At 57.0% G+C, this 17,694-nt stretch carries 15 protein-coding genes and 3 pseudogenes; 12 read left to right on the top strand and 6 right to left on the bottom strand.

Features of this window, described 5'->3' with window-relative positions; all coding sequences use genetic code 11:
* Positions 1 to 186 precede the first annotated feature (186 nt).
* From OKW40_RS12115 to OKW40_RS12085, 7 genes are all read left to right on the top strand, one after another.
* Positions 187 to 1,398, top strand: coding sequence for a porin (locus OKW40_RS12115; protein ID WP_429489884.1), 1,212 nt, complete (start codon positions 187 to 189; stop codon positions 1,396 to 1,398).
* A gap of 64 nt (positions 1,399 to 1,462) precedes the next feature.
* Positions 1,463 to 2,659, top strand: a complete 1,197-nt coding sequence (locus OKW40_RS12110) for an ABC transporter substrate-binding protein (RefSeq protein ID WP_429489882.1) — start codon at positions 1,463 to 1,465, stop codon at positions 2,657 to 2,659.
* Between the two features lie 53 nt (positions 2,660 to 2,712).
* Entirely contained in the window at positions 2,713 to 3,636 is a 924-nt protein-coding gene (locus OKW40_RS12105; RefSeq protein WP_429491959.1) for a branched-chain amino acid ABC transporter permease, read from the top strand.
* Positions 3,633 to 5,414 carry an ABC transporter permease subunit gene (locus OKW40_RS12100; RefSeq protein ID WP_429489880.1) on the top strand — a complete coding sequence of 594 codons (1,782 nt, stop codon included), beginning with the start codon at positions 3,633 to 3,635 and terminating at the stop codon, positions 5,412 to 5,414. Before OKW40_RS12105 ends, OKW40_RS12100 begins: the two co-directional genes overlap by 4 nt.
* A 13-nt stretch (positions 5,415 to 5,427) precedes the next feature.
* The gene (locus OKW40_RS12095; protein WP_429489878.1) at positions 5,428 to 6,138 is read left to right on the top strand and encodes an ABC transporter ATP-binding protein; all 711 of its coding nucleotides are present in this window, start codon (positions 5,428 to 5,430) and stop codon (positions 6,136 to 6,138) included.
* 41 nt (positions 6,139 to 6,179) lie between these two features.
* The gene (locus OKW40_RS12090; RefSeq protein ID WP_429489876.1) at positions 6,180 to 6,869 is read left to right on the top strand and encodes an EthD domain-containing protein; all 690 of its coding nucleotides are present in this window, start codon (positions 6,180 to 6,182) and stop codon (positions 6,867 to 6,869) included.
* Between the two features lie 148 nt (positions 6,870 to 7,017).
* Positions 7,018 to 8,886 carry a CocE/NonD family hydrolase gene (locus tag OKW40_RS12085; RefSeq protein ID WP_429489874.1) on the top strand — a complete coding sequence of 623 codons (1,869 nt, stop codon included), beginning with the start codon at positions 7,018 to 7,020 and terminating at the stop codon, positions 8,884 to 8,886.
* A gap of 206 nt (positions 8,887 to 9,092) precedes the next feature.
* Here the strand turns inward: OKW40_RS12085 and OKW40_RS12080 are convergent, their stop codons facing one another.
* The 3 genes from OKW40_RS12080 to OKW40_RS12070 form a co-directional block, all read right to left on the bottom strand.
* On the bottom strand, positions 9,093 to 10,106 hold the full coding sequence (locus OKW40_RS12080; protein WP_106305386.1) for an EthD domain-containing protein: 1,014 nt from the start codon (positions 10,104 to 10,106) through the stop codon (positions 9,093 to 9,095).
* A gap of 242 nt (positions 10,107 to 10,348) precedes the next feature.
* On the bottom strand, positions 10,349 to 11,479 hold the full coding sequence (locus OKW40_RS12075; RefSeq protein ID WP_429489872.1) for an alkene reductase: 1,131 nt from the start codon (positions 11,477 to 11,479) through the stop codon (positions 10,349 to 10,351).
* 54 nt (positions 11,480 to 11,533) lie between these two features.
* On the bottom strand, positions 11,534 to 12,526 hold the full coding sequence (locus tag OKW40_RS12070) for an LLM class oxidoreductase (RefSeq protein WP_429489870.1): 993 nt from the start codon (positions 12,524 to 12,526) through the stop codon (positions 11,534 to 11,536).
* 93 nt (positions 12,527 to 12,619) lie between these two features.
* Between OKW40_RS12070 and OKW40_RS12065 the strand changes: the two genes are divergently transcribed.
* Positions 12,620 to 13,540 (top strand): LysR family transcriptional regulator, encoded by a 921-nt coding sequence (locus OKW40_RS12065; RefSeq protein ID WP_429489868.1) that lies wholly within the window; start codon positions 12,620 to 12,622, stop codon positions 13,538 to 13,540.
* Positions 13,541 to 14,014: 474 nt separating this feature from the next.
* On the opposite strand, the gene OKW40_RS12060 is transcribed toward OKW40_RS12065, so the two are convergent.
* Positions 14,015 to 14,902, bottom strand: a complete 888-nt coding sequence (locus OKW40_RS12060; protein ID WP_429489866.1) for a DUF4189 domain-containing protein — start codon at positions 14,900 to 14,902, stop codon at positions 14,015 to 14,017.
* A gap of 135 nt (positions 14,903 to 15,037) precedes the next feature.
* On the opposite strand from OKW40_RS12060, the pseudogene OKW40_RS12055 reads away from it, so the two are divergent.
* Together OKW40_RS12055 and OKW40_RS12050 are read left to right on the top strand one after the other, a co-directional pair.
* A pseudogene (locus OKW40_RS12055) lies at positions 15,038 to 15,130 on the top strand (H-NS family nucleoid-associated regulatory protein); the annotation flags it as partial.
* 349 nt (positions 15,131 to 15,479) lie between these two features.
* Entirely contained in the window at positions 15,480 to 15,758 is a 279-nt protein-coding gene (locus OKW40_RS12050) for a hypothetical protein (protein ID WP_429489865.1), read from the top strand.
* A 531-nt stretch (positions 15,759 to 16,289) separates the two neighbouring features.
* Here OKW40_RS12050 and OKW40_RS12045 read toward each other — a convergent pair.
* Complete coding sequence (locus OKW40_RS12045) at positions 16,290 to 16,442, bottom strand: hypothetical protein (protein WP_429489863.1); 153 nt, start codon at positions 16,440 to 16,442, stop codon at positions 16,290 to 16,292.
* Between the two features lie 47 nt (positions 16,443 to 16,489).
* A complete protein-coding gene (locus tag OKW40_RS12040; RefSeq protein ID WP_429489861.1) occupies positions 16,490 to 16,864 on the bottom strand; it encodes a TfoX/Sxy family protein in 375 nt (124 codons plus the stop codon).
* A gap of 177 nt (positions 16,865 to 17,041) precedes the next feature.
* On the opposite strand from OKW40_RS12040, the pseudogene OKW40_RS12035 reads away from it, so the two are divergent.
* Positions 17,042 to 17,319: pseudogene (locus OKW40_RS12035) on the top strand (metal/formaldehyde-sensitive transcriptional repressor).
* A gap of 11 nt (positions 17,320 to 17,330) precedes the next feature.
* Positions 17,331 to 17,639: pseudogene (locus OKW40_RS12030) on the top strand (cation transporter); the annotation flags it as partial.
* Positions 17,640 to 17,694: the final 55 nt, after the last annotated feature.

The raw sequence follows: 17,694 nt of genomic DNA, 5'->3' as shown, positions 1-17,694 counted from the left end.
TCTGCGCGCCGCGCGTAACACGGTGCGTTCCTCTCGAATCCAGTGAGAGTAAATCGCTACACCGATTCGTTGTCCTACATATAGCAAGCCGAATTGGCCTGTTGCCCACGAGAGGCCGCGACAAGTGATGGCAATCAGACGCCGCCGCTGACGACTCGGACTAAAAAATTATTAAGGAGACTTTTAATGGCGAAGAAGGGAGTTGTTCGATGTGTAGTAGGTGCGATTCTTGGTTTGGCTGTTCTTCCTGCATTTGCTCAGTCGAGCGTGATTCTGTACGGCATTGTCGACACGTCTATCACCTATCAAAACAGTCAAACAACTCTCGGCTCGACGACGCCGGGAAAGTCCAACGTTCGCATGCAGTCGGGTGTGTGGAACGGAGACCGTTGGGGGCTTCGTGGCACAGAGGACCTCGGTAACGGTTATCAGACGTTGTTTGTCCTGGAGTCGGGATTCAATATCGCGAATGGCGGACAGCAGTTCACGAATGCGATGTTTGGCAGACAGGCGCGTATCGAGTTGTCGAACCCCGCCTATGGGGCCTTGTCAGTGGGCCGTCAATATAGCGCTTATTACGTGATGCTTTCACCGTGGGTTCCCGCGTTCTATGTGACCGGGTACGGTTCGCATCCCGGTGACCTCGACGGCATGGATACCTACTATCGCTCGAACAATGCGATTTCCTATACGACGCCGACGTTTTACGGCATTACGGCGAGTGGCCAATTTGCTCCTGCCGGCGTACCTGGAAGCTTGAACCAGGGGTCGACGTGGAGCGGGGGACTTCAATACAAGGGCGGAAATTTTGGTCTTGCCGCGGGCTTCTGGCGCATCAATAACTCAACCCCCGGCGGTGGCCCATACGGCGCGGAATCTTCTGTGAACTCATCCGGTCAGCAGGGCGTGTCGGCCATCACAAATGGCTACAGCCAAGCCCAGGCTCAACAGCGCTTCGCTGTCGACGGCGGCTATGTCTTCAACCAGAACTGGGACATCTCGTTTGCATATTCGAACGTGCAGTACGTCCCGGGCGTGAATTCCAAGTTCACCGACACGGCCGTCTGGAACACGGTAGGCAGTGTGCTTCATTGGAAGCCGGCCGTTGCGTTCGATTTGGCACTTGGCTACAGCTACACGTGGGCTTCCAAGGCGAACAACATCTCGGACGCAGCCAAGTATCACCAGGTCGTTCTCTCCCAATATTACGCGCTTTCGAAGCGTACAGGTTTATACGCGCTTGAAGGATACCAGCGTGCGTCGGGCCAGACGCTGGGTAACCCGGGGACTGGCGCAATTATTAATGCCACACCGGCCATCGGTGACAGCTTCCAGACGACCCCGGGGGCGAGCCGCTCCTTGGTCGCGGTCAGTCTGGGTGTCGTGAGCAAGTTCTGATTGATTGAAACGACGATGGGATGAATACGCCCATCGAATGCTGAAGCAACAGGTTGGAGACATCATGAAAGCAATTCGCGTCATCGCAGGAATCGTAGCCTCGCTCAGTTTTGCTGCGGCGGTCCCCGCCGCGTCGGCGCAGGAAATAAAGATTGGCTTCAACGGCGACCTTTCTGCGTCGCCCTCGGCACAGAGCGGACAAGCCGCTGTCCTTGGCATGCAAGCTGCAATAGCTGATGTGAATGCGGCGGGTGGACTGCTCGGCAAAAAACTGACGCTCGTCGTGCGCGACGATGTATCACAGCCGCCCAAGTCTATCCAGAACATGACGGACCTCATCGACAACGAAAAGGTTGTTGCCGTCTTCGGTCCGACGAACTCTGGAAACGCAATGGCATGGAAGCACATCGTCAATCAGAAGAAGATGCCGGTGATTGACAATGTCTCGTCGGGAACGGACATCACCAAGCCGATGAGCCCCGGTGCGGACAACTACATGTTCCGTGTCTCGATGGTCGACCGTGAGCAAGTCGCGGCGCTGATGGCGTATGTGAAGAAGACGGGTAATGCAAAGAAAGTTGGCTTCATGACCGAGACGACAGGCTACGGTCAAGGTGCTCTCAAAGACATGAAGTCCATCGCCGAGATGCAGGGAATCACTCCCGCTGCCATCGAACAATTTGGCGTCAGCGACACCGACATGACTTCACAGTTGAACAAGCTCAAGGAGGCGGGTGTCGACACGGTCATCATCTGGGCGCAGGGTACGCCTATCGCTCAGGTTATGCGGAGCATGGAGAAAATCAACTACTACCCGCGTACGCTCAGTTCCTGGGCGGCGGACAACATTACTTTCTATGATGCAGCCGGAAAGACGTTGGCAGAGAAGCCGCTCTTTCTGCGTACCGTCAGTGAAAATCGGACCCCGGCGCAGGACAAGTTGTTCACCCGCGTCGGGTCTCAGCTGAAGGCGCCGAGTTCGTTCTCGTTTGCGCTGCACGGCTACGACTCCGTGATGATTCTGGTTCAGGCAATCAAGCAGGCGAACAGTACGGATGGCGCGGCAATCCGTGTTGCGCTCGAGAACCTCAATGCACCGGTGCAAGGTTTGCTTAAAACCTACAACAAGCCTTTCAGCAAGACAAATCACGAAGCACTGGTAGCAAAGGACTTCGTTTGGGTGCACTGGAAAGATGGCCGACTCGTGCCGTACAGCGATGCGCTCGTTGCGTCCCTGACCCCGGCGGACTACAAGCAGTAACGGTCCCATTGATGATGGGGGCACCGCAGGTGCCGTCACAGCGGAGAACACTCATCATGGAAGCTATCTTTCAGGCGGTAATCAGTGGGCTGGCGGTCGGCGGCGCATATGCGCTTGTGGCGTTGGGCTTCAGCATCACGTTCACTACGACGAAAACGCTCAACTTCTCGCACGGCGAGTTTGTATCGAGCGGCGCATTCATTGGAATGAGCGCGATGCTGCTCCTCTTGGGAAAGCCAATCACCTCGACAACTTTCGGCGGGGCTGTTCCCAGCGTGAGTGCGCAATTGTTGGCGCTGGTTGCCGCACTCGTGGTGATGGGCGCGCTCGGATGGCTCCTGTATGCCGTCGGCGTGCGTCCTTTCGCAAAACAGCCTGGAATGGCGTGGGTCATGAGCACTCTCGGATTCGGTGTGGTCTTGGACAGCATTGGGCTGGCCATTTGGGGCCCTAAACCGGTTGTGGTGCCGTCCCCTGTTGGTGACTCCGTTATTCAACTTTTCGGAATCGGCGTGCGTCCGCAAGAGCTGCTTCTCCTGGCGGTGGCCGTCCTCGTGATGCTTGCCTTTGACATCGTCATGCGAAAGACGATGGTCGGAAAGATGATGCGCGCTGTCGCCGCCAACGGTAACGTCGCGAGCCTGATGGGCATCAACACGAACGCAGTGATGATTGGTTCCTTCGTGGTGAGCTCGGCGTTGGCTGGGCTGTCTGGCTTTCTCATTGCACCCATCACGCAGGCGTCTCTCTTCATGGGCCTGGCCATTGGACTGAAGGGCTTTTCTGGCGCGATGGTAGGTGGTCTCAACAATCCCCGCGGTTGCGTTGTCGGTGGCTTTGCTCTCGGAGTGTTCGAGTCAACGGTCAATTTGTGGCAGGCGCAGTGGCGTGAGATTGCGGTGTTCGCTGTGGTGATTCTCGTCCTGGCTTTCAAGCCGACGGGCCTCTTTGGCAGCCGCCTCGTGGAGAAAGTATGAAAAAGTACAGCCACATAGCAGGCGTGTGCGCCATCGCGGTCGTGCTTGGCGCCGCCGCGCTGTCTATCGGAAATGACTATTACCTGCACATCGCGTTCATGATGTGCGTCTACTACCTGTGCGCCGCCGGCATGAACGTCCTTGTCGGCTTCGCAGGGCAGAAGTCGCTCGGTCAGGCGGGACTGTTCGGAGCGGGAGCTTACGCAGTCGCGCTTCTCACATCGCAGACGGAAATCAGTCCGTGGGCAGCCATGGCCATCGCAACGGCCATCTCGGGCGTCTGCGGGGTGCTCATCGCGCTGCCGTCGCTTCGTGTCAAAGGGCCGTACCTGGCCATGGTCACACTCGCGTTCGGTATCGTTGTGGAACGGCTGGTCAGCGACTGGACAGATGTGTTTGGCGGAGCCCAAGGCATCTACGGGATTCGTAGCCCGGAAATGGGTGGGCAGCCGATGTCGCTCGGTCAATGGGTGTGCGTCGGGCTCGTTTTCTGCGCGGTTACTCACCTGTTGCTTCGCAACCTGCTGAATGGAAGGTTTGGCCGTGCCTTCCTTTCGCTTCAGGCTGACGAAATTGCATCGTCATCGGTGGGCGTTCGTGTCTATCGAGGCAAAGTTATTGCGTTCGTGATTGCAGCGGTGACGTGTGGACTTGCTGGCGCAATGGTCGCTCAGCAGAACCAGTACATCAATTCCGATTTCATCTCGTTTCAGCTCTCTATCTTCATCCTGCTGCTTGTCCTTTTTGGTGGAGCGGGAACGAAGCTAGGGCCCGTCGTTGGCGCAATCGTCCTGACCCTGCTTGATGCACTTCTCGCACGTTGGCCTTCAGTTCAGCACACGCTGTATGGGCTGCTGCTCTTGTTCGCGTTGTATGTGATGCCTGGCGGAGTAGTCGGAACGCTATCGAAGCTGGTCGGACGCAAGAGTCAAGATACGAAGGAAGAATACGCTGCCCCGGGCGGGCAGGTCACGACGCTCTTGCGCGGCGGCCGTTCGAACGGTGGAGAGTTGCTGACGGTTACCAAGCTCTCGAAAGCCTATGGTGGCGTGAAACCGGCTCAAGACATTTCGTTCGCCTTGAAGCGCGGTCATATCCACGCGCTCATCGGCCCGAATGGTGCCGGGAAGAGCACGATGATTAACATGGTAACGGGCATCGTCCGTCCGGACAGCGGGTCGATTCGCTTCAACGGGAAGGAGATAGGTGGAAGCGCGGTTCATTCCATCTGTTGCCTCGGTATGGGCCGTACCTTCCAGAACCTGAGACTCTTCGCCGATTTGTCGGTTCTCGACAATGTAATGCTTGGTCGGCACAGCCGGATGAAGAACGGCTTGTTTGCTTCCTTGTTCGCGACCTCGAAGGCGCGTCAAGAGGAGGAAATCACGAGGCAACGTGCGCGCGAGCTGCTTGAGCTGGTTGACCTCGGTCACCTGGCGAGCCGTCCCGCAGGGAGTCTGCCGTATGGCCTGCAACGCCGGGCCGAGCTTGCCCGTGCACTGGCCACCGAACCGCAGCTGTTACTGCTGGATGAGCCGGCAGCGGGTTTGAACCCACAGGAAACGGCGGAGCTGGGACAGCTGCTCCTTCGTATCAGCAAATATGGCGTGAGCATCCTGATGGTCGAGCACCACATGGACCTCGTCATGTCGATTTCCGACCACGTCATCGTGCTTGACTACGGCATCAAGATTGCCGAAGGCAAGCCTGCAGACGTCCAGGCCAACCCGCGCGTCGTCGAAGCATATCTCGGCGTCGACGAAGCTGAAGCCGCATGAGAGAGGAGCAACGATGCTCAAAGTCGATTCAGTAAAGGTCTCTTACGGCGCTATTCAGGCCGTGAAGGGTGTGAGCCTCGAGGTGAGGGAAGGCGAAGTCGTCACCATCATCGGCGCGAACGGTGCCGGGAAAAGCAGCCTTCTAAAGAGCATCGCGGGGCTGCAGGCGGTCTCCTCCGGCCGCATCACGGTTGGCGGTCGCGACTGCACCCGGTTGCCTGCACACATGCGCCTCGGCCTCGGTATCGCCCTGTCGCCCGAAGGTCGCGGCGTGTTTCCCGACCAGACCGTGCGTGAGAACCTCCTTCTCGGAGCCTATTCCCGCAAGCAGCCGATGTCCGCGACTGAGGTAGCGATGGAGCGGGAGTTTGACCGGTTTCCACGTCTTCGCGAACGTCAGAACCAGCTCTCGGGAACGCTTTCCGGGGGCGAGCAGCAAATGCTCGCCATTTCGCGCGCATTGATGAGTCAGCCGCGCATGCTTCTTCTCGATGAGCCTTCGTTGGGCCTGGCTCCGCTGGTCATCCGCGACATTTTCGATGCCATCCGTAGTCTGCGCGAGGATGGCCTCACCATTCTGCTGGTCGAGCAGATGGCGAAGCAGGCCTTGGGGGTCGCTGACAGGGCATATGTGCTTGAGGTTGGCAACATCACGCTGGAGGGGGCTGGGCGCGACTTGCTGAACGACCCAAAAGTCAAGGCGGCATATTTAGGCGCGCATTGACCGCGCCGAGCTTTCGACCTAGTCACGACATTGGAGGATTGATGAGCACGGTACGCATGGGGCTTATTTCAAAGAAGCCCGAATGGTCGAACGATGAGTTTTACAAGCATTGGCTCGGCCATCACGGCCCGTTGGTGAAAAACGCACCTGGACTCAGTCAGTATTGGCAGAACCACATTGTCGACCGTGTTCAGCGCGGAATCGACTTCGAGCGGGAGCCGTGGGAGTTCGACGGTTTCTCGCAACTGTGGATTTCGGACCCGAACAAGCCGTTCGGAGAGGGGGAGCTGCCGCAAAGAATCATCGAAGACGAGAACCATTTCCTCGGCCGCCTTCATATCCTGACCGTCAGGCAGACGACTGTAGTAGAAGTGCCGGAAGACGCGTCTCGTGCAAAGCTCAAGAAGCGGATTTCTCTCATCCGCCGTCGCCCCGAGCTTTCGGAGCAGGACTTTCTGAACGAGTGGAAAGTACATGCGGATTTCGTTCGCACGATGCCTGGCGTCAAAGGCTATCGGCAGAACGCGGTAGTGCAGCGAGAGCTTGAGAAAGGCAGGCCTTGCAATTACGACGACCTACCCATTGATGGGGTCGTTGAGTTCTGGTTCGAAAGCACTGAGTCGCTGCAAAAGGCGTTCGAATCAGAGGTCGGCGTGAAGACGATGGAACATGCAAAAACATTCCTCGCCGGCATCACCGCGTTCCTGGTCGAGGAGCACCGAATCATCTGACGTCCCTGGAATTGAGTGGGTGCCGCGTCCCTGCGACGGCGGGGGCCGCGGTTGTGGTGCTGGCGTAAGTGGATTACGTCTTGTAAATAAAGTTAGGAATGAAGAGTAAGTTTATCTAACGATTGGCGAGACACCGATGGAGGTCGTCATGAAGCGTTCAAGTCGTGCAGCGCTGCTTGCAGCCGCGGCAATTCTGTTATCCGGTGCGGCAGTTCCCGCGCTTGCGTCTACACCTTTTCCGGGTGGAGTATGGAGCCCGGGTAATCCGACTTACGGGACCGCACTAGACAAAAGCGTCCCGGTCACCATGAGCGATGGAACGGTGCTTATGGTCGATGTGTCCTATCCCACTGACTTGCATACCGGTGCTCGGGCGAAGGGTCCGTTCCCTGTCATTGTCACTCAAACGCCATACCTTGGGAATCCGTCCACGGCTGGTGATTACTTCGTTCAGCGAGGCTACATCTATGTGACAGCATCGGTCAGAGGGACTCGAAACTCAGGCGGCGACTTTTCGTTCTTCGGCAACGACGGGACGGATGGTGCGGAGATAGTCCAATGGGCCGCGACGAAGCTGCAGAACTCAAACGGCAAGATTGCTCTGCAAGGCGATTCCTGGTCAGGACTGAACCAATACACGACGGCGCTGGCAGCCGGAAAAAATTCACCTATCAAGGCTCTAGCACCGTTTTGTGCAGGAGCCGAGTTTTACCGTGAGACGTATTTCGCAGGCGGCATCCCTACGCAAACGGGCCAGTTCCCACTAGGTTTCGGTGCTGCGGTTGGTAATAATCATGGCGCGACCGCATACGGCCAGGCAATGGTCGACGAAATCAACGCGGGTGGCCCCAGGGCTTATTACAGAGACTTCTGGAAGGTGCGCTCTCCCGGCACGTTCGCCCGGCAACTCGCAGACCTCGACATTCCGACTCTTATTTGGAGCACGCACCAGGACATTTACGCTGAAAGCTCTATGTCCATGTACGCATATTTGCAGAACGCGAGAAGCGGCCAATACGTATACGGTCCCATGCGTCCGAACCAGGATGTCACAGGCCGCTACCAGGTGATTATCAGCCAGGGCGGTCACTGCCAATTTGAGGAGCAGACGACTGGGCAGAACATTACAAACAACATCACGCTGGAATGGTTCGATACCTGGCTCAAAGGTAAGAAGACAGGGATGGCGGACACTAAGCAACCAGTTCACGTCCACGAGCTAATTTCCAACAACTGGATTAGCACGTCGGCTTACCCGGTTGCGCCTGTGTACAAGCAATACTTCCTTACGCCCAAGGGAGCGCTTTCAAAGAAGCCTTCGAATCAATCGGCGGAAGTCAATTTACTTTGGGCGCAGCCAAGCGCCGGGAGCACGGCGCAATTTGATGGGCCGGTCCTGAAAAAGGGAGCGACGCTGGCCGGCCCGATGAGCGCGTCATTCTATGCCTCGTCGACAACGCCGAATCTGGAACTTATCGCGACCGTGCAGCTTGTGGGTGCCGATGGGACCGTCACGCCACTTTCCAGTGGTACTGTTCTTGGGAGCCTTTCAAAGAACGACCCAAATCGGTCTTGGCTTGATAAGAACGGAGTGCCGGTAAAGCCCTATGGCGAGTATTTCGCTGACCACTATGTGCCAGCAGGCAACATTCGACGGTACGACTTCGTCATATCGCCAAAGTTTGCTTCCATCCCCGCAGGAAGCAAGGTCCGCCTCATAGTCAGCACCCAGACTCCCTCGCAGCAGTCGAACGGCATCGGGTCGCCGCCTCCGGCAAACTCGCAATGCTCTCCCGTACTCGGCACCGACGCATGCTTTCCGACGCATCCTCAGGCGGTCTCTCTGACGGGAAGTACCGTCTCACTGTATGTTGGCGCAAGCCTCCCGTCGTCCTTGAATTTGCCTTTGCTCAAAGCAGGCTGCTTCAAGTCTGAAGGCAACACGAGTGTCCCATACTGGGACTCTGATTCGGCGAAGAAGGACGGTCCCGTATGCCAGGAGGCAGACGACGACTGAGCGGTATTCAATGCGGTAAGTAGTTCGCCCCGTCCTAAGGGACGGGGCGTTTCGCGAGGGGAGGAAATCTCCGATTCAACAGGCTGCCCAATGCCGTCGACTCCCATTATGCTTTCAGTCGAGATGGCACGGCGAGCAATCGATAAGGCGGCGCTTGTTCGGACAGGTGAGTTCGGCCGGTCGCTCCGACGCCGCAGCGGCATTCGTTACGCGGTGCGAACCTCGGGGCGGATGCGGTTGACAATCATCATGCCGATGGTGGTCCAATATTCCGACGCTGCGTGCTCAGTCTTCAGGGACTCGTGCTCGACAATACGTGCATTCATCGGGCTCAGCAGAAAATCCTCGAGGTCTGCGAGGCTTGAAAAGCTCATAAGACTTATTCCATCAAGCGTCGCTGCGTCAGGATGAAAAAACGGCTGGCCGGATGCTCGACCACCGATGTTGTGAAGCTGGACATAACGTTTGACCAACTGACTGCCTTGGCAGTGACTGCTGACATAGGGGCCATGGTCCTTGAGCCACCACTGCTGGAATGATTCGCGCGCCTCGTCTTTTCGACGCACATGTAGCTTGACCAATGTGACTGCTTCATTTCCCGATTCGCTGGGAATGATGATGTGCTGCAGGGCAAGTACCGGCGCGATGTCGCGAAACATGGTCAAGTCTTCGGGAAGAATTTTGGTGCGCACTCGCTCGTTAGCGAACACGGCTGCGATGTCATCGATGCTCTCAAAGTTGAGATACGCGACGCCATCCCAGCGCGGCCGTTGATACGGTTCAATGTGTCCGAGAATTGTCGGCCAGAGCATTCCGCTTTGGTCGACTGGAGCGCGGTATGGGGGCGCATTAAAGCTTGTTGGCCCTGGAGCGAATCGATGCAGTTGTTCATAACGCAGCAGTCGCTCCAAGCTGCGGTCGTCGTGCTCTTCGATGTAGGTGAAACGGACGCCATGCACCTTTCGCCAATACTCGCCCCAGTGCTCGAAGCTGACGTTGGGATTACTCTCGAAACCAATGGTGGAGGAATCTTTCGCCGGGTCGCGTAATGGATGGCCAGACGTGTCGAGCGTGTAACCATCACCCACTCGACGTACGTCGGGTGGCGTCGTATCCGCACGGGACAGCAACGAAAAGAGAACTGTCAGCGGCTCGCTTCCACCTGGTCGAGTTTGGACGTAGGGCGGTCGATACAGCTTTTCGACAACGAAGTTAGACATGGGCTGACCTTCGAAGGATTTAGCAGACAAAAGTGGGAAGCGAGGCGTCTACCGCAACCACGCTGACATCTCATCGGCCAGCGCGCTCCGTTCGATAGGGAGACTCGACACCGACGCACTGACAAAAGGCCTATTTTGATTTCGTTGTCACTCGCTGTCCGCGACGTTGGTCTGGGCATGGAAGGTGGAGTCTTGGAATCTGCTAAGGTCGGTAACCCTAGCATCTGGCGCCACGATTGCCTTCAAGATGGAGCGTACGGAGCGTAATCCACGTAGCCCTCTGCGCTGCCACCATAGAAGGTCGCCGGATTCGCGGGGCTCAGTGGCCAATCATTCTGAAGGCGGGCAACGAGGTCAGGATTGCTGATGAATGCTGCGCCGAATGCAACGAGGTCGATGACATCAGCGGCAATCATTTCCTCCGCAAGTTCTCGCGACATACCACCTGCAAGAATGAGCGCAGTATGTGGCAGAAAGCCCTTCAGGAGACGCAGGAGGGCCATGAACCCGGACTCGGCTTCCGGTTCGAGAGCGTTGTCCAGGCGCGAGTATCCCGACTGATTCATGACGTGAACATACGCGAGCTTTCGCTTCCCGATTTCGCGGCAGAGCTCACTGTATGTCGCATCGATGGTCGGATAGAAGGGCATGTCGAATAGCTTGCCGTAAGGCGAAATTCGAATGCCGACCCGCTCAACACCGATACGTCCAGCAACGGCATCGATGACTTCGAGAGTGAAGCGCAACCGATTCCCAATGTTGTCGGCTGAGTAGCAATCGCTCCGGTCATTGACGAGCGGGTTCATAAACTGCTCGAACAGATAGCCGTTCGCGCCATGAATTTCGACTCCGTCAAACCCTGCCTTCATAGCATTCTCGGCAGCCTGAGCAAAATCCTGGACGATACGCCGAACTTCCTGCGTTTCGAGCTGGCGAGGCGTCGGCGTGTCTACGGGGTTGGGCTTCCCGCTATCGTCGTAGGCGAAGGCCTTCGCGTTCACTGCCTGTTTGGAACTGGCGCTGACGGGGGCCTTCCCATCATCCTGAATCGAAGGGTGGGAAACGCGACCGACGTGCCAGAGCTGCGCGAAAATCTTTCCTCCGACGGCGTGAACTGAATCGGTAGTCAGGCGCCAGCCGGCGATTTGCTCCGGCGTGTAGATGCCTGGGTTGAAGAGATAACCCGTTCCTTCTCGCGAAATCGATGTGCCTTCGCTGACAATCAGGCCAGCAGTAGCGCGCTGCGTGTAATAGAGGGCGATGCGTTCATCAGCGACTTCGCGCGACGCGCGTGCTCGCGTGAGCGGAGCCATGACAATGCGATTCTTTAATGCTGTGCCAGAGAGATTGAATGGTTCAAAAATGGTTTTCATAGATGGATTACGCGACCACGTCAGGGAGCCAGCGTGCACTCGAGTGCACATCGTTCAGTGTGAAGGAAAGTGCGGAAGGACTTCAGAAGCGAGCTCATCCATCAGCTCAGCGTACGGGCGTCGACTAACCTTGGGATTCAGTGCGATGTGATTCACGCCCGCTGCTTGAGCGTCGTGCAGAAAGTTCACAAGGCCTTTGCTCCCGGCTCGCAATCCGCCGCGAGTTCGGATAAGCGGCTCATTCTGGTTTTCTACCAAGTCGAGAAATCCACCAATACCAAGAGGCTTGAATTCTTGGGAACCGCAGGTCTGTTCAACCTGAGCACGCCATTGTTTCGCGAACGATGGCAGCTGTTCGGGCACCGGGGAGGAGCCAATGAATCCGTCCATGTTCTCAGCAATCCAGGCCAAGCTTTGTTGGGCTCGCCCGATGGCAACAGTCGGCGTCCCACCGAATGGTGGCTTCGGTACAAGGTCGTGCGTTCCACGCGAGCTTCCGAATCTGGGCGAGGAGAACCGCGGAAAATCGTTGTGTAACACTCTGGTGAAGACATCAAAAGCGTCACGGAAGCGCTCGCCTCTTGTCTCAAAGTCGATGCCGAAGAGGGGGTACTCGGCCGGACGGTCGCCGGATGAGAGCCCCAAGACCATGCGGCCACCCGACAATTGGTCAAGCGAAGCTATCTGCTTGGCAAGAATCAACGGCTCTCGCATTGGCAAGACGATTCCCGCCGTCCCGAGCGCTATCTTCCGGGTAAAGGCAGCTAGATAGGCGATGTATGGAATAGGGTCGAAAACTTGACCAACATCGCCGTAGTCTGGGTCATAGAACGGGACGTCGCGCATCCATAGGGCAGCAAAGCCGAGAATATCGGCTTTCTGAGCCATCGTAACGTGGTCCCGCATCGTCGGCGCCGGCCTATTCGGATGGGTTTCAAGCGGCAGGATTAGACCGACGGTCAGCTTCTCTCGCAAAAAGAGGCGTGCATAACCGGGCTGTTCAGAAAGCTGTGCGCGGCTGAAGCCATGCTCAACGTTGGCGTTCATACGGGTTCTCCATGTTGGCTTCATTCTAATTTTGTCCGGGAGGGCCATTAACCCCCTAGAATTCCATTTACTTCATCCCTCAATTCTCAAATCATGTCGAAAGATAGATTCGATGGTCTCAGCGAGTTTGTCCTGTCAGCCCAGGAGGGAAGCTTTACGGCAGCCGGCGCTCGGCTTGGTTTGACCAGCAGTGCGGTCGGCAAGGCCATCACGCGGTTAGAGGGACGTATTGGGGCCAAGCTGGTCCATCGAACCACACGGCGGCTCACCCTGACGAACGAGGGAGAGGCCTACCTGGCCAGTTGTCTACGCGTACTCGGAGATTTGGACGAGACGGAGAGTTTTTTGGCCACAGGACACCGGGAGCCGGTGGGTCGAGTCAGAATTGAGTTGCCGGCAACCTTTGGTCGGCGTCACGTGCTTCCGACGTTGCTCGAACTTTCGCGTCGGTATCCTCGACTGGACGTCTCAGCGAATTTCAGCGAACGGCTGGTTGACCTTATCGCTGAAGGCGTCGATGTTGCCGTGCGAATCGGCCAATTGAAGGATGACGCGGACATTGCCGCGCGGAGACTTGGCGAACAGCGTCTGGTGATTTGTGCCTCGCCTCAATACTTTAAAGAACACGGCAAACCTAAAGACAAGGCTGACCTGCTTCTGAATCACGACTGCATTGCGGGGTTGCAACGAAGTCGTCGGTCCGCCTGGCTGCTTCGGAATGACGCTGGCGATTTTGAACTCACGCCGGTGAGAGCGCGGCATGAGTGGGGCGACGGTGAGGCGATGCTAAATGCTGCGGTAGCAGGTTGCGGCGTGGCTCAGCTTCCAACTTGGCTTGTGGGTGCGCATCTTCGCAACGGGGACCTGATTGAAATCCTCAAGGAATGGTCTGGTGGGGAGATGCCGGTTCATGTCATCTGGCCGAGAACAAAATATGTCCAGCCACGAGTCCGCGTGGTGATTGACGAGCTCATCCGGTTGTCCAATGACGTTAGCTCCGGGTTCAAGCCTTGAATATCAGGCGTCAGATGGTCTCGCGGTACTCGGTACCAGACCCGTGCTGTCGCCCGATACGGCGAAGGCTGGGTGCGTCTCGACCCGAAGGACCCAGCGTCGCTCTTCGCCATCCGGCACGGCCGCCGCCGGCCGAGCTGCAAGCATCGTCTCGCAGCGTCAGCGCTGCAACCCCGTAGGCCCTTTGTTTCACTTCGCAACTTTGCGCATTCTCTCAAGTGAACATCTCTTGTTTTTTTGAATGCCCCTTGGTGAAGTTGAGCCCCGCCTTATCCTGAGCGAGGCCTTCAGACACGTTCCAAAGCATCGTTAGATGGCCCCTCGGAGCTAGCGTCGCCCGTCAGCCGTTCGCCTCAGGGCGCTGACTTCGCCACCCTGTCCGGTGTCTCAAGGCCAGGTCTGTTTGCGATTTCTTGCAACCGCGACGGAACGCGTCAACGACGGACATTTCAACGGCCTGCTAGATGGTCACCGCTAGTGGTTATCAAACTGGCTTACCCCGGGTAGCAACTTGTCAAGCATAGCTTTTTGCCACTTCCGGTAACCTTCTGCAGTGGCACATGACGAACGGATGATTTTGCAAACCGTCGACCCGGACGCCCTACACTTATCGAGCGCAAGTTGCTGAGTCTGACCTTCGGAGTATCCCGCCGGTCCTGCCACATACGCCCAGTGAACGTTGCCGTCCGAGAAAGCGATACATTGATTTTTGACCCGTAGCTCGACCTGGCACTGCGGGCATCTGTGGGCCGCGTCTGCTTCAGCGTCGCCCATTGAAAGTTTAGGTCCGGTCACGAGGAAATTGTCATTGGCGGGGTTGCGCGCCAAAACTGCGTAATACACCGGACCATTCAAAGGATTGCCATTCGGCGACTCCTGCATCGCAAAGCTCGCGGGGTCCATATTCAGTGTGAAGTCGCCAATCCTCTCATGAGCGTCATCGAGCATCACCCGAATGGGAAAGACTGCCGGCGTCAATCCAGCAGGACAGCTATCGTAATTGCGGCCGGTAGACGTGAAGCCCTCAGTCGGGCTCACGCAAAATGTGTCGGCGCTTGCGATAGTCTTGGAGCCCTCCCAAGGGTCGGGGTCAACTGTTGCGACGTGCTTGCCGGAGAACCCTAAAACCCAGAATTCCCCTTGTTCGATAACCGGAACATATAAAATCTCGCATGTATGCGGTGATACGTGGTACCAGCCTGATGCCTTAATCGGAGTTGATTGAATTCCATAAAAGGTTCGTTGTGCGATTGCCACCGTCAATGCGTGTGCCGAGCCTGTATTGCAAACCCGGAATTGCGCTTGTGCGGCGACGCACGCTAGGAGGGTTGAGCCCGCAATCAGGATGCTCAGTGATTTCATTCCGTGCTCCGATAACTCAACAGGTACAGTCGGAACGGACTACTACCTCTGGCTGTCGTTCCAAACGCGGATTAGTTGAAAGACGGCGTTTCGCTTCATCGTTTTAAAAATTTGTTGTCCGAATAGATTGGCTAGACCGGCGCTACATGGTCAGGACACGGCCGCGCACCCGGTTGGATTGCCGCCGCGAACGGTCGCAGTAAATTCCTGATTGAAGGCAACGCGGCAGGGTCAGCTCGCAGAGTGCGGAAACGAAATGAAGTTGGAATTGCATCGACGTTACCGGGCGCCGCTACCGCGGATTCCCAGAAGGCCAGGTTCGGTGGCTTTTGATTGATTGGACGGACGTTTGGACCTAGCAGGGGCTCTCAGATGTCTTGCTAGCATGCAGCCAACAGCGCGTTCGATAAATGCTCTATAGGGCCCAGATTATATTCGGGTCAGCATTAAACATCGGTTGCCGTGCTAACCGATTCGCGTTTCGCTTGGGGAACCCAGCCTAGTCGGGGCGTTGCGCCCGTGCGCTCATGATAACGGCCACCACCTTCGAGGGCGGCTCGATGCTTACCGAATAAACGTGCTGCTGGTTCTCTGGCACGTTATCTTCACAAGATTTACCCATGGCTACCAATCCCGAAGTCGCACCGCCGATATCGAAGCGACCGGAACAGACAGCCCCGTCCTCTCGGCGGAGAGTTATCAGATAGACGCGCGTTTCCACCTCTTCGGCTCGGGCTTCAATTCTCATATCAAAATGAATAACTCTAGGAATTTCTGCTGGCTGCAGGGTCCAAGGTGTCTGGCTTATGGGGATTTGCTGCTCAAGGGAGCCGAGCGTTTTGTTGGGGAATTTTGACGAGGGAGGTTTTGTGGGCGGACTCGAGGATGACACTTGCCTCGGCGGCTGCGGCAGTGCTGTGGGTGAGCAAGGTGTCATTCCTGACAATTGCTTCGTACCGCATACCCATGAGGCACCCAAGTTCTGGACCACAATTGTGATTGCGGTCTGGCTTGGATGTCCGGCGGCGACGAGCGAAGTAATCTCTTTCACGAGAGGAGCAAGGCCGGCGATAGCGCCAATGAGGCCCGTCAGCGCGACAAGGAGAGGGAAGGACCTGGACTCTGTTGGCATGGGGACTCCGTGCACACCTCGAATGCGATTCGGAAGCCGAACACGTCCGCGCTGCGAGGTACCCTCTAATCGCGTGCTGTCTTGCCCGTTCCGCTGGCGAGTCTGCATAGGGAGAAATCCGCCCTAACTGCTCACCTTCTGGGGCCAGACGATATCGCGTTTCCACCGTTGCCATCCGACTTTTGGCCTGTCGTAGTCAGACAATTGCTTCGGCGAGACAGTCGGACGCCGTTAGCGCCAAACCCGCCGTTCGCTTCACTGACAACTTCGCGCTGCTGAAATCAACGCCTGCGAATGCTCGATTTGCTGGCGATATGAAGGTTTTTGCTCGAATTCCAAGATGCTGACGGACAGCAGGCTGCAGATGTCTTCCATGGAGGCAATGAAGAGGTCAGAATCTCGCTCCATTTTTGCGCCATTTTGGCGGTGAGCGACGCGACGACCAATATGCGGAACTATCTTTTCGTCGGTACCTTGACGTGCCGTTTCTTGTTAAGAACTGGCGTCTGCGCGAATGACACAGCCTCGTCAAACAGGTCCGCCAGCGCATCGAAAGCTGGGCTGCCTCTGCCGAATGCTAGCCATTGCCGCATCGGCGCGCGGTCGTATGGCCTGAAGTACGAGCAGCCAGGTGTTGGCAGTAGCGCGGTAACGCGGTCTGCAGGCAGCTTGAGCACTATCAGGTCGCCATATACACAGGCGGCCATCGCCTTGCCTGCAAAGAACCCCGGGCATCCGAACATCGCTCGTTCGTGAATGTCGCCATATTGGCTGGCTACTGCTCGCAACGAAGCGAGCAGGTTGCTGGGGTCTTCGTTCGGTTTTAGCACGGCGGCCCTCCCAAGTCCAGTAGTCGTGATTTGCGTCGCCCACGCCTGTTTCTTGTGGCAATCATAGGTCAATCCCCGCCATCGCGCGCTGGTCGATTGATGCGTCAGAGGTGATACCCCTCCACCCTATTTGGAATTTACCGATATGTACTCCCCCGCGGTCTATGGAGGCCACTCATGAGTCACACCGTTCGCGAAAACAGAAGCATCTCAACAGAGAACGTCGCATCAAAGGGCAGGTCGAGGCCATCGAGCGTGCGCTTGAGGAAGAGCGCGGATGCAACGACGTCCTTCGGCAAATCACGAGCTGCAGGGCCGCGATGAACGGTCTACTGCCAGTGGTGGTCGAGGACCACATCCGCACCCGTCTGGCCGACGAAGAAGAAGCCGGCGACGGGCACGACGGTAGTGCGACGGAGCAGTTAATAGAAGTGGTCCACAGCTACTTCAAGTAGAGGCAGGGACGAGCGAATTTGAAAGCGCCGCCTTTGGCGGCGGACCGACCACATCTTTCTCGGCGCAGTTTCACCAAAGCAACGAGCGCAAGACGTGGGCGGTTATTGCGCTGTGCAGCGCGATGATGCTGATTGGAATCGTCGGCGGTACCATGTTAGGGCTGTTAGCGCTTCTCGCCGACGGCCTGCACATGTCGAGGCACGCGGGCGCGATGCTGATTGCGGCGCTCGCATACACCTACGCTCGCAAACGCGCGACAGATTCGCGGTTTGTTTCTGGTACTGGCAAGCTGGGTGACCTGGCAGGGTTCACCAGCGCCAACTGTCTAGGGAAGCGCTGATCAATGGACCAACTGCCCAAGTTGCAGACGAGAT

Source organism: Paraburkholderia sp. RAU6.4a, from assembly GCF_050435625.1.
Lineage (GTDB): Bacteria > Pseudomonadota > Gammaproteobacteria > Burkholderiales > Burkholderiaceae > Paraburkholderia > Paraburkholderia tuberum.
Note: the sequence above shows the minus strand (reverse complement) of the source record. Positions and strands in the feature narration are given on the sequence as shown.